The organism is Pseudomonas sp. LBUM1673, assembly GCF_059695645.1.
The window spans coordinates 515076-529650 of sequence record NZ_CP166780.1; the positions used below are offsets into that span (position 1 = coordinate 515076).

Below are 14575 nucleotides of genomic sequence, written 5' to 3' on the forward strand. Positions count from 1 at the left end.
AAGCGCTCGCAATAAAGTCCGCGTCGGTTGATTTTGGGGCCGCTTCGCGGCCCAGCGGGAGCAAGCTCCCTCGCCACAGGTTATGCATCGCTGGCCGCCTCCAGCAAAATCCGCCCGCTGGAGCAGGTGGCGGCTTCATTGCGATAGGCGAAATACAATTTACTGCGCGCCGGGTCGAAGCGCAGGTGCAACTGGACTTCATCACCAGGGCGCACCAGTTGCTGAAATTTCAGCACTTCCATGCCGGCAAATTTTGCCGGCAGGTCCATCAATTGCTGGCCCAGGCTCAATGCCCAATCCACTTGCACCACGCCGGGCAAAACCGGCGCTTGGGGAAAGTGGCCGCTGAAATACGCCAAGTCTGGCGGGACGGCCAGTTGCAGACTCCACTCGCCATCGACTTCGACCTGTTCCAGCACTTGCGGCGTCTTTGGGCGGGGCGCCAGCAGCAAGGTTTCAACCTCGGCCTGAGGCAGTTTGCCCTGCGCGTTCAGCGGCAGTTGCCGCAGCAAGCGCCAGCGTCGTGGCAGGGCCAGCGTTTCACAATGCTGGCTCAGATGCTGACGCAAGGCTTGAGTCAGGCTGCGTCGCCCCTGATTGCGCAAGGCATGCAGGCCTTGCTCGCTGAGCACCAGCAGCGCACCCAATGAGGCGCGGTTTTCCTGAACCACGCCGAGGCGCGCTTCGGTGACCCAGGCGTGAGCCATCAGCGCTTGTTCGAGCATGGGTAGCGAGATACGTTTTTCTTCCAGTTTGACGATCCGGTCCAACCGCCCCAACAGCTCGAAACGGCCATCGGCAGCAATGCGCGCGGCATCGGCGGTGTGTTCGATATGGCCGGCCGGCAAGTACGGTGATGCGATAAGCAGGGCGCCGTCGCTGTCCTGGCTCAGTGCAACATCGGCGAAGGGTTGCCAGAGATCCTGGCCCTGACGCCAGGCGATGCCGCCGGTTTCCGAGCTGCCGAGGATCTCCGTCGGCCATTGTTGCAGGCGTTCGTACAAGCTTTGCGAGGCTTCGGCGGGCAACGCGCCACCGGAGGAGAACACTCGGCGCACCGCGCTCAGCGCTGGCCAATCGAGGTTGTCACCCATGCGCTTGAGCAGTGCCGGGCTGGCGACCCAGGCGAAGGCCGGGTGTTCGCGGCTGGCGCGTTGCAGGTCTTCCGGGAAAGCCAGTTGTTTACGCACGAACGAGCGCCCGGCGCACAACGGCCACAGCACCCGAAACAGCAGCCCGTAGATGTGCTGGGTGGCGACGCTGCCGATGATGCAGGCCTGGCCCAGATCCGCGCCCCACAATCGCTCCAGCGCTTGGACTTCATTGGCCAGTTGGCGCAGGGTTTTGTCGATGCGCTTGGGTTCGCCACTGGACCCGGAGGTGCACAGGCTCAGCTGACAGCGATCCAGATCCAGGGGGTTGGCCGGTAGCGGTGGATGCTGATAATCGCGCAGATGCGCATCATCGGCCTGATCGGTCAGCCACAGATCGACCTCGCTCGACCAGCGCTGGCGAGTTTGCACTTGCAGGTCGGCGGGCAGCAGCACGCTGACCCCGGCACGCCAGGCGCCGAGCAGGGCGATGGCCAGGTCAGCGGCGTCCTCAAGGTGCACGGCCACGCGCTGCACGCCTTGAGTTTGCAGGCCGGCCGCCAGGCTCAGGGCCTGTTCGCACAATTGCGCGTGATTCAACGCCGGCTCCACCGTCACGGCACGGTCCGGCTGAGCCTTGAGCAACAGTTGCTCAAGTTTTATCCAATTCATGGGCGGCCTCGTACCCGTTGTCGTATGAGCCATTCAATGGCAAACATCAGGCCGATCAATCCATAGGAGATCAGGCCGGTGTACAACATCCACCAGCTCAGCGGCGCCCAAAGGGTCAGGGCGGCGGCGCATAAGCCGTTGCAGAGAAAAAACACGCTCCAGGCAATCGTCACCTGGCGGGTGTAGCGAATGGCCCTGGCCGGTAATTGCGGTTCTCGCAGACGGGCCAGGCGTTCGATCATCGGCGGGCCATATTTCAGGCTCATACCGAACAGCACCAGCATGAACGCGCTGATCAGCACCGGGTACCAGCGCAGCAGCACCGGGCTGTCGAACAGCGCCAGCAGCAGGCAGAACCCGATGGCGACTGTGGCCATCCACAGACTGCCAGGCCGCCGCTCGCCGGTCAGCGCCCGCGCCAGCCACAGGCTACCCAGCAGCAGACCGAACTGCCACGGGGCGAAGTGTTCCATGCCGAAATACACCGCAAAGGGGTACAACAGGCCTGCCAGCAGCAGGCCAAGGCCGATCAGTCGGCTCATGCGGCCGGTTGAACCAGTCGGTAGACTGCCTCGACCACGTCGCTGACGGTACGCACCGATTTGAATTCTTCGGCGGCGATTTTCTTGCCAGTCTGGCGTTTGATGTGATCAATCAGGTCCACCGCATCAATGCTGTCGATTTCCAGATCCTGATACAGGTTGGATTCCAGACTGATGCGCTCGGGGTCCAGCTCGAAGAGTTCGACCAGGGCATCGCGCAGGGTGTTGAAAATGTCGTCACGAGTTTGCATGGTCCGGTCTCAAGCTGCCTGTTTTGCAGTGACGAACGCCGCAAGGCTCGCCACGTTGGTGAAGTGATTACGGGTGTCCTTGGCGTCGGCATCGATTTTTATGCCGTACTTTTTCTGGATCGCCAGGCCGAGTTCCAGGGCGTCCACCGAATCCAGGCCCAGGCCTTCGCCGAACAGCGTCTGGTCATCGCCGATGTCTTCGACGCTGATGTCTTCGAGGCCCAGGGCTTCGATGATCAACTCTTTGATTTCCAGCATCAGGCTATTAGTGTGCAGATCGCTCATCTTCGGCGAGCTCCTTGATAAAGTAAGAGTGCAAATAGTCGTTGAGCTTGCGCGAGGCCTGAGGCGCAGGTCCCTGTGTCGCGAAGGCCTGTGGGTCTATATCGGCCCCGACACGGAAACTGAAGTGCACGCGGCGTTTGGGAATCCGATACCAGGGTTCGGCCTTGGTCAATGTGGTCGGGCTGACCTTGATGATCACCGGGGTGAGGATTCTCGCACCGCGCAGGGCGATTGCCGCGCCCCCCCGATGAAAGGCCGGCGGTTTGCCGGGTTGGGTGCGGGTGCCCTCGGGAAAGATGATCAGGGTCTGACCGCTTTTCAGCGCGTCGGCAGCGGCATCGAGCATGTCCATGCTGCCATCATTGCTGATGTAATCGGTACGGCGTAGCGGACCGCGGGTGAACGGATTTTCCCAGAGGCTTTTCTTGACCACGCAGTTGGCGTGGCCCACCAGGCCGATCAGGAACACCACATCGATCAGCGAGGGGTGATTGGCGACGATCATCTGGCCTGGCCGTCCGAGCTTTTCCGCCCCTTGAATGTCATAGGTCAGCACGCCACTGCGAGCCATGAAACGAATGAAAAACCAGAAACACCGGCTGACGGTTTGTCGTGCCCGCTGACGATGGGCCTGGTCGTCTCCCGGCAGGCAGTTCAACAGCGGGAACACCACCAGGCGCAGGCATAGCCCGCCCAACCCGAACAGGGTAAAGCTTGCGGCAGTGGCCAGCAGGCGCCAGTAATAGGCGTCGCGGTTTTTATCGCTTACAGATTGCGTTGCCAGGTCCATACACGATTTTTCCAGGCATGTTGGCAGGTAGTCTGCTGGCCGAGCAGGGTACGCAACAGATTCAGGGCATGGGGCCAGTGGGCTTTGGACAACGCTTGCGAGGTGCTGTTCAGCGACAGCTGCCACTGATCACCGGGGGTGATCAACAGGCCGACCGCGTAAGGAAATGGCACATCGTCGATCCAGGCCGAGTAGGCCGCGGGCGGTTGCTCTTCGGTCACGACCAGCAATACTGCGGGAGCGCCTTCCTCAAGCAGCGCCGCAGCCTCTAGCATGCCGTGCTCAAGGCCATCGCCGGCCGCGGCGAGGGCGGTCATTTCGCTGGTTTCGCCACGCATGATCGACCACAGGCCGATGACCGCGTTGTGTACCGACAGGCTGAACTGGGTCGGCGACAACGGTTGGTCGAGCGCCAGGTCGCTGAGAATTTCGAAGGTGCGCGGTGTTTCGCCGTGGCGGGAAATAAAGACCAACGGCAGGTTCTGGCGGCCATCGGCCAACGGCCAGCCGACACTGAATGCCATCCGCGCCAGACGGCTGAGTCGTCGGCGCTGCATGGCCGGCAGAAACGACACATCGGGGGCGGCATCGCTGCGCTCGAGCACGACCGGCTGTCGGCTCCAGGCCTGCCAATCATCCACGCTTTCAAGCCCAGGGGCCCACGCGCGCCATTGGGCGATGTTGAAGTTGATCACAGACATTCATCCCGCCCCTGCGGGCTTCCTTGACGCGGTGAGTCGCAAAAAACGCGGCTGACCTTATGTGGCGCTTGACGCCGAGTGGCGCGCATTATCCCGGTGCGGCGGGCGTGTAGCAAATGCTGGTTACATTTTGCGCAACGAAATGTACCGTTCGGTTCGCAAAAAAAAGCTGTCGTTTGGCCATTATCCACATTGCATTGGACGTGTCTGTAGGCTCTATCGGCTGTCGATGGATGAATTGGCAGCTTCTTAGCCGTAGATTTGCCGATGACTGTGTAGTCCCAATGCCTGCGAGGTAGCTAAGCAGCGTCGTGGACTACTACACTCGGTCATATCTTTGATACACGGAGGTTTTGACATGCGGCGCGTGGTGTTCAATCAGAAAGGTGGGGTGGGCAAATCCAGCATTGCCTGCAATCTGGCGGCGGTCAGTGCCAGCGAAGGCTATCGCACACTGTTGGTGGATCTCGATGCTCAGGCCAACTCCACTCAGTACCTGACGGGGCTCACCGGTGATGATATCCCGATGGGAATCGCTGACTTCTTCAAACAGACCCTGTCCTCCGGGCCGTTCTCGAAGAAAACCCAGGTCGACATTTACGAAACTCCGTTCGACAACCTCCACGTCATCACCGCCACCGCCGAGCTGGCTGACTTGCAGCCCAAGCTTGAGGCCAAACACAAGATCAACAAGCTGCGCAAATTGCTCGAGGAACTGGACGGCGATTACGACCGAATCTACCTCGACACCCCGCCAGCGCTGAATTTCTATGCCGTCTCGGCATTGATTGCCGCTGATCGCGTGCTTATCCCCTTCGACTGCGACAGTTTCTCGCGCCAGGCGCTATACGGCTTGCTGGCGGAAATCGAAGAATTGAAGGACGACCACAACGAAGGGCTGGAAGTCGAAGGCATTGTCGTCAATCAGTTCCAGGCCCGCGCCAGTCTGCCGCAGCAGATCCTCGACGAATTGATCGCCGAAGGGCTGCCTGTGCTGCCTGTGTACCTGGCCAGTTCGGTGCGCATGCGCGAATCCCATCAGGCCAACACGCCGCTGATCCACCTCGACCCGCGGCACAAGCTGACTCAGCAATTCGTCGACCTGCACAGCTTGCTGGAAAAAACCTGATTCCTGCAGCCAGCACAAAACCATGTGGGAGCGGGCTTGCTCGCGAAGGGGTCATAACAGTCAACATCATCGTTGATTGATAGACCGCTTTCGCGAGCAAGCCCGCTCCCACATTTTGCATCCGTGTAGTTTTCAGATCCCCTGACTGCGCAACCAGCTCATCAACTGCGGTAACGGGAAGGCTCCGCTCTGGCGAGCCACTTCCCGGCCGTTCTTGAACAGAATCAGGCTCGGAATCGAGCGAATCCCCAATTGCGCCGACAGCTGCTGGTTCGCCTCACTGTCGAGCTTGGCCAGTCGACACTTACCCGCCAATTGCCCCGCTGCCTGTTCGAACACCGGCGCAAACGACTTGCACGGCCCGCACCAGTGCGCCCACACATCCACCAGCAACGGCAGGTCACCCTTGATCTGACTGGCGTAATCGCCTTGCTTCAATTCGAACGGCTTGTTGAGCAAGACTTCGGTCTTGCAGCGGCCACATTTGGGATGGTCGTTGAGGCGTTCGGCGGGGATGCGGTTGAGGCCGTTGCAGTGGGGGCAGGGGATGAGCAGTGGGTCGGACATCAGAGAACTCCTGAAGCAAGCAGATTCCTGGTAATTGGAGGTGGCCGGCAGAGATATCAAGCCCGTCAGCTGCCATCCCTGACGCTAGAGCATTCTGGCATTGCTGATAGCGCCAATGGCGGCTTGATAGTCCACGCCGCTGAGTTGTGCGGCGTAATGCTCACGCAGTTCGCTTTCCCACTCCAGCACCTGATCAAGAATGGTTTCGGCACCCCGCAGATCCAGTCCGAAATGCTCATGGTGGCTGAGAATGTTTTGCCGACTGATTCTCGTGCCTTCGTTTCCCAATGCCATGGCCATCGTGGCGGGCGACTCCACGGGTGACGGGACCACGTCGTACATGGGTGAAAGACGCCAGGTACCGCCACGCCAGATGATGGCCAGGTTCTTGGCATGCGCATCATCATTGCCTACCAGAACGTGGAAGCATATTTGCACGTAGAACTGCTTCAAATCTTCCAGGGGGACGCCACGCCTGCGCATTTCATCGGCAACACCGGCATAGCGCCAGCGGCTGTGATCAGTCGAGGACCAGTCAGCGTCCAGCAACGTCAGCGCAGTGAGCATGGGGATCCGGCGCATGCGACCGTCAATTTCAATCCGGTCGAAACGATCCACCAGCAACGTAGAACGCTCATCAGTGATCAACCGCGTTCTTGCGGTGTGGATACCTTTTGATGCCGCAAACGTCATACAGGCGTGTTCGATCGCCGGGATATCGACGATATCGAAACGATCCCTGGCTTTGGCCAGCACCAGCGTATGGCCATCGCGCAGTGTGCGTTTTGGCCGAGCACCGCCCAGAGAGGATCGATGACGTACCAGCAGGATTTTCTGTCGATCGGGGTCGATAAGCTGATGGCTTTGAATGATATCGGCGGTATTGACGAACTCCTCCAGCCCTTGCAGCGACGGGATATGTTCACCTCCGATACCCGGTGGCGCCGTTCGTGCTGTTCCAGCCATCAGGTTGCCGGAACGATCGTTGTTAGGCGATCTGATCAACATATCGACAGGGGTCATGGTTTGACCATGCAGAGACCTGAGCAATTGCTCCCCCCATGAATCGGGCATGCAATCGCGAATGAATCCCGGAATACCGTGATTGGTCGTTACGCGAAATACCTGATCGCTTGGGGGATAACGAATCGGATCTGGCACCCAATCGTTTTGCGCAAGGTAGGCGGGGGCGTACACGAATTCTCCGACCCCGTCGCGGGCTGTATTCAACCGACCCAAGGTGATCGTTTCGGCGGTGAGTGGGTGCTCCATGTAGATATACGCCGCAGGGATGTTCATCAGAAGCTCTCTTCGGTCACACGCTTGATGCGCACTCGTTGGCTTGCAGGCTCGGGGGCTTTTTTGCTGATCGGCTCGTCGTTGAGTACTTCTGAAAGCAGGCCCAGATGCCACAACACCAACATGAAGGTGCGCAGTTCGACGACAGGGTCACCGGCCTCGATCTTGCTCAGCGTGCCTACGGCTACGCCCACCACTTTGGCGAGGTCTTTCTGCCTGAGACCGCGTTCTTGGCGGCGATTTTTAGCCAGAAGGCCTATTTTTACGAGGCTTTCCGCACATTCAAGTGGAAAAAAGTGCTCATTAAGCCTTTCCAAAGTGATCGTTAAGTCAATTAGGCAACAGTATAGGCAGCCTTAACGATACGCAAGGGACGTTCGAAGATGGCGGGAAAAAGTACTTGGATATTGATATCTGTTGGCAGTTAAGAGCCAATAAATTGATTCTTAACCTAATTAAGCATCAGTGTGTTGACTCTTATCTGTAGCATCTCAGAATGCCTGGATTACGATGAACAACTGATCTCCAGATGCTTGCCCCACTCCGGCGGCCGCTCGGCATAGCTCTCCATCCCAGGCTGCTCCTCGAACGGATTGCTCAGTACCGCGTGCAAACGACGAACTTCTGAATAGTCGCCGCTTTGCGCTGCATCGATGGCTTTCTGCGCCAGATAGTTACGCAGGATGTACAGCGGATTGACCGCATGCATGCGCGTGCGACGCTGTTGCTGATCGTCATTGCCTTCACGAGCAACCCGTGCGACGTAGAGCTCGCCCCATGTATCAAAGCCCTTGATGTCGACGAAGTCATCGCGCAAACGGGCGACAGCCAGTTCGGGTGACTCATCCCCCAGGCGGCGGAAGAACAGGCTGTAGTCGACGCCGCTGTTCTGCATCAGTTGCAGCAGGTGCTCCAGCAGTTTCTGGTCGTCATCTTCGGCAGTGGTGAAGCCGAGACGGCGGCGCATCAGGTCCAGGTAGTGGGCCTGGAACAGTGGCAGGTACAGGCCAAGAGTTTCGCGCAGGGCTTCGACGCTGATGAACGGCGTCAGGGCCTGGGCGAGGGCGCTGAGGTTCCACTGGCCGATGGGCACCTGGTTGCTGAAGGAGTAACGGCCCTGGTCATCGGAGTGGTTGCAGATGAAGTGGGCGTCGAAGTCGTCGAGGAAGGCGAACGGGCCGAAGTCGAAGGTAATGCCGAGGATCGACATGTTGTCGGTGTTCATCACGCCGTGGCAGAACCCATAGGCTTGCCATTTGGCGATCAGCTCGGCGTTGCGCTCGACGATTTCGCGGAACATCGCCAGGTACGGTTCCGGCTGCTCCAGACAGTGCGGGAAGTGCATGGCCAACACGTGCTCGCCGAGTTCTTTCTGCTGCTCGGGGCGCTTGGTGTAGTAGAAAAATTCGAAATGACCGAAGCGCACATGGCTCGGCGCCAGGCGCAGGACCATGGCTGCGCGCTCCTGCTTTTCACGCCAGACTGGCGTGTCGGAGCCGATCACGCACAGCGCGCGAGTGGTGGGAATGTTCAGGGCATGCAAGGCTTCGGAGGCGAGAAACTCGCGGATCGACGAACGCAGCACCGCCCGTCCATCGCCCATGCGTGAGTAAGGCGTCTGACCGGCGCCCTTGAGGTGCAGGTCCCAATGCTCGCCGGCTTCGTTATAAACCTCGCCCAGTAACAGGCCGCGCCCGTCGCCCAACTGCGGGTTGTAGGAACCGAACTGATGCCCGGAATAGACCATCGCCCGCGGCTCGGCTTCGGCCCAGAGCTTGTGGCCACCGAACAGTTCGGCGAACACCGGCGTCTCGGCCACAGCTGGGTCCAGGTCCAACAACGCCATGGCGGCGGGGCTGGCGACCACCAGTCGCGGAGCGGCGATGGGCTCGGGCAACACATGGGCTGAGAACGTGTCGCCCAGGCGGGCGAAGCGATTGTCGAAGTTCAGTTCGTCGAGGGCTTTCAACGGCCATCTCCAGCAGAATGTCCGAGCATTCTGCTAGGGATAGAGCGGTTAGTCGAGTTCGACAGGCGGAGGCTCACGGCGCGATTGGCCATCGGGCAGCGGCACGATGGTTTTGGTTTCCGGCTCGACCGGAACCATTTTGTATTCCTGGCCGTGAAGGTTCTTGAGGTAAACCTCCATTTGCCGGAACGAGATGTTGATGTGCTGCTTCTTGAACTCGCGATTGATGAAGCGGTTGACCTCATCGAGCACCGGGTTGCGGTCGCCGAGGTCGCGCACGTGCATGCGCAACTCGTGGTCGAGGGTGCTTTCGCCGAAGTTCAGGAAGTACACGTGGGGTTCAGGGTCCTTCAGCACGCGCGGGTTATCGCGCGCCGCCTTGAGCAGCAGTTCTTTCACCAGGTCCAGGTCCGAGCCGTAGTCGACGCCGAGCTTGAGCGTTACCCGGGTGATGGTGTCGGTCAGGGACCAGTTGATCAGTTGCCCGGTGATGAACGTCTTGTTCGGGACGATGATGTCCTTGCGGTCGAAGTCGGTGATGGTCGTGGCGCGGATGCGGATCTTGCTCACCGTGCCCGACAGGTTGCCAATGGTGATGGTGTCGCCGATCCGCACCGGGCGTTCGAACAGGATCATGATGCCGGAGATGAAATTGGCGAAGATCTCCTGCATCCCGAAACCGAGACCGACCGACAGCGCTGCCACCAGCCATTGCAACTTGTCCCAGCTCACGCCGAGCGTGGACAGGGTCGAGACAAAACCGACACCGGCGATCACATAGGACAGCAGGGTGGTCGTGGCGTAGGCACTGCCCTGAGCCAGGTTCAGCTTCGACAGCACAAACACTTCCAGCAAACCCGGCAGGTTGCGCGCCAGCGCAAAGGTGATGCCGATGATGATCAATGCCCCGAGCATGTCGCCGATGCTGATCGGCACCATGCTCATGTTGGCGCCGGTGCCGCTGGTGTATTCGTAAAGGGTGATGTTGTCCAGGTACGAGAACACCGAGATCAGGTCCGACCAGACCCAATACAACGCCGCGATGAAACCGCCGAGCAGTGCCAGACGGATCAGTCGCAGGGATTGCTCGTTGACCTTTTCGATGTCCAGGGTCGGCTCTTCGATCACCGCTTCGCCGTCGCCGGCTTCTTTCGCGGCCTGGCGCTTGGCCAGGGCGCGTTGATAGGCCAGGCGCCGTGCCGCAACGCTGAGGCCGCGCACGAAGGTGGCTTCGATCACCAGCCAGAACATCAGCAGGTAAAGCGTGTTGATCAACCGGTCACTGAGTTTCAGCGCGGTGTAGTAGTAGCCAAAGCACACGGCGACGAACAACGCGATCGGCAGGGCGGTGAACAGAACCCCCACGGCCTTGCGGAACAGTGAAGCGTTCTGGTGAGTCGGGCTGCTAACCAGCAGGCGGCTGAGTAGCCAGGCCATCAAGGCGTAGCAGGTCAGCACCACCGGCATGCCGAGCACGTCATCGGCCAGTATCGCTGGTTGCAACTCGGCGACCGCTACCACCGCCACCAAAGCCATCACTACCAGCCCGAGTCTGCGTATCCAGCCTTGAAGGAATTCGACCTGGGGTTTTTCCCAGCGGAAATGCAGCTCGGCCACGCCGCCCGGCGCGAGGATGCGGTAGGCGGTGTAGAACACCAGCCAGGCCTGGGCCATCTGCAGCAGCGCCGCGCCCATATTGGCGTTCTGCCCGCGAGCGTCGATCTGCAAGGCCAGGCCGCACAGGGCCAAACCCAGGGACACCGGCATCGCCAGCAGGATGTTGATCAGAATCGCTTGCGGGGTGTGCCACTGGCTGTCGCGTTTGAAATGGCCAATGTCCTGGTGAACTTTGTTCAGGCGGGCATAGAGATTTTTGCGGCGCCACAGCAGCGCCCCGATCAGCAAGGCCAGCGGCAGGAACAGCAGCGGCCGCTGCGTCAGGCCATCGGCCAGTTCGCTCAGGCTCGAAGCCCACGGCAGGGTGGTGACCTGACGTTGCAGACGATCCGGCACGCCGTACATCCACTCGAAATCCAGCGGCTTGTTGCTGGGAATCCAGAACATTTGCTCGTCGAGGGTCGCCCGCAGACTTTGGGCGGTGCTGAGCAATTGCTTCTGGTTGAGTTGCAGCGTGATGGATTCGTTGAGCACCGCGCTCAGTTCGCGATTCAAACGCTCCAATAGGTCCGCGCGGGTGGTGGCCAGTTCCAGCAGGCTCTTGCGCAATTGCGGGGTGACTTGCTCGGGCGGTTGAGTGGCCAGCAGGTTGTCGACATAGGTGGTCGGGTTGCTGAGCAGTTCCCGTTGTTGGCTGACTTCGAACTGATACAGACGAATGTCGGCGATCTGGTCGGCCAGGTCGCGGTCGAGCTTGAGGCGTGGCAGGGCTTGCTTCTGTTTGTAGAGAATCTTGGAGAGCAGCAGGCTGCCCTTGAGCACGTTGATCTGTTCGTCCAGCGCTGAATCGCTCTGGGTCACGCTGTCCAGTTGCTGCTTGGTCTGCAGGTTCTGTTGGGTGACTTCATTGAGGCGGTCGGTGCTTTTAAGCAGGTAGTCGGAGAGCTTCAGGTTGGCCGCGCTTTCGGTGGCCAGCAGGCTGCTGCCGCCGGCCTTCTGCGCTTCGATGGACTGCTGGGTCACCGTTTCTTGCGACTGGGCCAGGCGTTTCTGGTTGATCAGGGTTTGCAGGTCCTGGATTTCCTGGTCCAGACGGTCGGATTTTTCCATGAGCAAGTCATGCTGGCTGTTGCCCAAATCCTGCAACTGACTGTTGCCGGCCAGTTCCTGGCGACGCAACGGGATCAGGGCATTCAGCGCCGCGAGCTCGGCGTTGAGCTGGTCGCGCTGCTCACCGCTCAACGTCTTGCCGTTGTCCTTGCCGAGCTTGAGTATGTTGTTGATCTGCTGAATGCGAGTCTGGCTGGTGGAAATTTCAGCCTGGGCGCGCTCGGGACGGGTCTGGGCAGTAATCACCAGACTGTTGGCGTCGGCCAGTGCTTTTTGCAGATCGCTCTGTTGGGTGGAGCGCTCGGTCAACAATTGCTCAAGCTGTTGAATGGTCTCTTTGGTATAGCGTTGCGCCACCGGCAGCACTTTGGTGGCCTTGAGGCGGGTCAACTCGCGCTGGTTTTCGATGTTCTGCTTTGGAGCATTGGCCAACTGCTGCTTGAGATCGATCAGCTTCTGATCGTAATCACGCTGGTTGTTGAGTTGGGTGAGCGTGCTCTGCAGGATGGTTTGCAGGGCTTTCTGATCGGCTTCCGGCAGTTTGCGGTCGGCGATCTTGTCCAGGCTTGCCTGCACGGCGGCGCGGGAAGGCGGTTCGGCGGCTTGCAGCGTGCTGATGGAAAGACTCAAGCCCAGCAGGGCCATGACGAAAAAAGTGCGCAGGGTTGACATAAAGACCGATCGAAAACGAGATGAAGGGTGGAGTTTAGAGGAACAAGCCGGGACCCGGGCGACTTCCTTCGGGGAATCTGACGCCCACTTTACCAATCTTGTTCCCTTCCATGACAGCGACGGTCCAGAGGGTGTTGTTCCATTCCACCTGGTCGCCGACTACTGGCGCGCCGCCGACTTTCTGGGCAATGAAGTGGCCCAGGGACATGCCTGGATCGATGCCTTCGACTTTCAACCCGTACAGGGCAGCAACCGCGCCCAGCTGGGCATCTCCTTCGAGTACGAAGTCGCCGAAGAAGCGCAAATCCAGCCCCCGTTGCGGTGCCTGACTGAAGAGCTTTCCGAGGGCCGGAAGGTTGTGTTCATGGCCGATTACGCAAAGCAAATCACCGACTTCGAGCACCGTACTACCCGACGGATGGAGCAGTTGTTGGCCACGAAACAGTGCCGCGATACGGGTACCTTCGGGCATTTTCAGTTCGCGAAGAGGGGATCCAATGCACCATTTCTCGGCGCCGAGGCGATAAACGAACAACTCCCACTCGCTGGTGACATGCACTTCCAGCGCCGATCGGGAGATCGGCAAGGGCTCCGGCGGGACGGTCACTTTCAAAAGCTTGGCAACCCAGGGCAGGCTTGTGCCTTGCACCAGCAGCGACACCAGGACGATAAAGAACGCCAGATTGAAGTAGAGCTGAGCATTGGGCAGCCCCGCCATCAGCGGGAACACCGCCAGAATGATCGGTACGGCACCGCGCAGGCCTACCCAGGAAATGAATGCCTTTTCGCGGCCATGGAACGCCTTGAAGGGCAACAGGCCGACCAGCACCGAGAGCGGACGAGCAAACAGAATCATCCACAGCGCCAGGCCCAGCGCCGGCAACGCAATCGGCAGCAGGTCATGGGGCGTAACCAACAGCCCCAGCACCAGGAACATGCCGATCTGGGCCAGCCAGGCCATGCCATCGAGCATGTGCAGAATGCCGTGACGGCTGCGGACCGGGCGGTTGCCGATCACCAGACCACACAGGTACACCGCCAAAAAGCCGCTGCCGTGCAGGGCGTTGGTCAGGGCAAACACCACCAGACCGCCGGCAATCACCAGAATCGGATAAAGGCCGGTGGCCAGGTTGATACGGTTGACCAGTTGCAGCATGAGCCAACCACCGCCGAGGCCGATCACACCGCCGATGCCGAACTCGCGCATCAAATGCAGGAGCAGATCCCAGTGCAGGCCGGTCTCGCCGCTGGCGAGCATGTCGATCAGGGTCACGGTGAGGAACACCGCCATCGGGTCGTTGCTGCCGGACTCGATCTCCAGGCTCGCGCTCACCCGTTCGTTCAAGCCCTTGCCGCCCAGCAGCGAGAACACGGCCGCGGCATCGGTAGAGCCGACGATGGCGCCGATCAGCAGGCCTTGAATCAAGTTGAGATCAAACAACCACGCCGCCGCCATCCCGGTCAGCCCGGTGGTAATCAGCACCCCCACTGTGGCCAGCGACAGCGCCGGCCATAACGCCACGCGAAAACTCGCCACCCGGGTGCGCAAGCCGCCGTCGAGCAGGATTACCGCCAGGGCAAGGTTGCCGACCAGATAAGCCGTTGGATAGTTATCGAAAATAATGCCGGCACCGTCGACGCCGGCCGACATGCCCACCGCGAGAATGATCACCAGAATCGGAATACCGAGGCGCGATGAAAGTGAGCTCACCAGAATGCTCGCACCTACCAGCAACGCGCCGATCAAGAACAGGCTGTTGATGGTCGTCGCATTCAAAGGCAGTACTCCAGAAAGCTAAAGGCGGGCACAAACCGACCATGCAGTCTGCGTGCCAGCGATTCTAACCTGTTGAAATGTGATGCTGTCAAAAAGCTTTTAA

At 59.8% G+C, this 14575-nt stretch carries 13 protein-coding genes; 1 reads left to right on the forward strand and 12 read right to left on the reverse strand.

Annotated features, from left to right (window positions below; genetic code table 11):
• Positions 1-80: 80 nt before the first annotated feature.
• The 6 genes from ACA044_RS02365 to ACA044_RS02390 are packed head-to-tail and all read right to left on the reverse strand — an operon-like array spanning position 81 to position 4332.
• Positions 81-1763 carry an ApeI family dehydratase gene (locus tag ACA044_RS02365; RefSeq protein WP_497444994.1) on the reverse strand — a complete coding sequence of 561 codons (1683 nt, stop codon included), beginning with the start codon at positions 1761-1763 and terminating at the stop codon, positions 81-83.
• Positions 1760-2305 (reverse strand): COG4648 family protein, encoded by a 546-nt coding sequence (locus ACA044_RS02370; protein WP_497444995.1) that lies wholly within the window; start codon positions 2303-2305, stop codon positions 1760-1762. Before ACA044_RS02370 ends, ACA044_RS02365 begins: the two co-directional genes overlap by 4 nt.
• On the reverse strand, positions 2302-2556 hold the full coding sequence (locus ACA044_RS02375) for an acyl carrier protein (protein WP_007936741.1): 255 nt from the start codon (positions 2554-2556) through the stop codon (positions 2302-2304). Before ACA044_RS02375 ends, ACA044_RS02370 begins: the two co-directional genes overlap by 4 nt.
• Positions 2557-2565: 9 nt before the next feature.
• Entirely contained in the window at positions 2566-2841 is a 276-nt protein-coding gene (locus ACA044_RS02380) for a phosphopantetheine-binding protein (RefSeq protein ID WP_497444996.1), read from the reverse strand.
• The gene (locus ACA044_RS02385) at positions 2822-3631 is read right to left on the reverse strand and encodes a lysophospholipid acyltransferase family protein (protein ID WP_497444997.1); all 810 of its coding nucleotides are present in this window, start codon (positions 3629-3631) and stop codon (positions 2822-2824) included. Before ACA044_RS02385 ends, ACA044_RS02380 begins: the two co-directional genes overlap by 20 nt.
• The gene (locus ACA044_RS02390; RefSeq protein WP_497444998.1) at positions 3607-4332 is read right to left on the reverse strand and encodes a beta-ketoacyl synthase chain length factor; all 726 of its coding nucleotides are present in this window, start codon (positions 4330-4332) and stop codon (positions 3607-3609) included. Before ACA044_RS02390 ends, ACA044_RS02385 begins: the two co-directional genes overlap by 25 nt.
• A 358-nt stretch (positions 4333-4690) precedes the next feature.
• Here ACA044_RS02390 and ACA044_RS02395 point away from each other — a divergent pair, with 358 nt between their 5' ends.
• Positions 4691-5461, forward strand: a complete 771-nt coding sequence (locus tag ACA044_RS02395; RefSeq protein WP_497444999.1) for a ParA family protein — start codon at positions 4691-4693, stop codon at positions 5459-5461.
• 132 nt (positions 5462-5593) lie between these two features.
• On the opposite strand, the gene trxC is transcribed toward ACA044_RS02395, so the two are convergent.
• The 6 genes from trxC to ACA044_RS02425 form a co-directional block, all read right to left on the reverse strand.
• Complete coding sequence (gene trxC, locus ACA044_RS02400; RefSeq protein ID WP_497445000.1) at positions 5594-6028, reverse strand: thioredoxin TrxC; 435 nt, start codon at positions 6026-6028, stop codon at positions 5594-5596.
• A gap of 84 nt (positions 6029-6112) precedes the next feature.
• On the reverse strand, positions 6113-7327 hold the full coding sequence (locus ACA044_RS02405) for a type II toxin-antitoxin system HipA family toxin (protein WP_497445001.1): 1215 nt from the start codon (positions 7325-7327) through the stop codon (positions 6113-6115).
• The gene (locus ACA044_RS02410) at positions 7327-7644 is read right to left on the reverse strand and encodes a helix-turn-helix domain-containing protein (protein ID WP_497445002.1); all 318 of its coding nucleotides are present in this window, start codon (positions 7642-7644) and stop codon (positions 7327-7329) included. The genes ACA044_RS02405 and ACA044_RS02410 overlap by 1 nt, the downstream gene beginning before the upstream one ends.
• Positions 7645-7832: 188 nt before the next feature.
• Positions 7833-9296, reverse strand: a complete 1464-nt coding sequence (gene selO / locus ACA044_RS02415) for a protein adenylyltransferase SelO (protein ID WP_497445003.1) — start codon at positions 9294-9296, stop codon at positions 7833-7835.
• A 48-nt stretch (positions 9297-9344) separates the two neighbouring features.
• On the reverse strand, positions 9345-12695 hold the full coding sequence (gene mscK, locus ACA044_RS02420; protein WP_497445004.1) for a mechanosensitive channel MscK: 3351 nt from the start codon (positions 12693-12695) through the stop codon (positions 9345-9347).
• Positions 12696-12729: 34 nt separating this feature from the next.
• Entirely contained in the window at positions 12730-14472 is a 1743-nt protein-coding gene (locus ACA044_RS02425) for a potassium/proton antiporter (RefSeq protein WP_497445005.1), read from the reverse strand.
• Between the last annotated feature and the right edge of the window lie 103 nt (positions 14473-14575).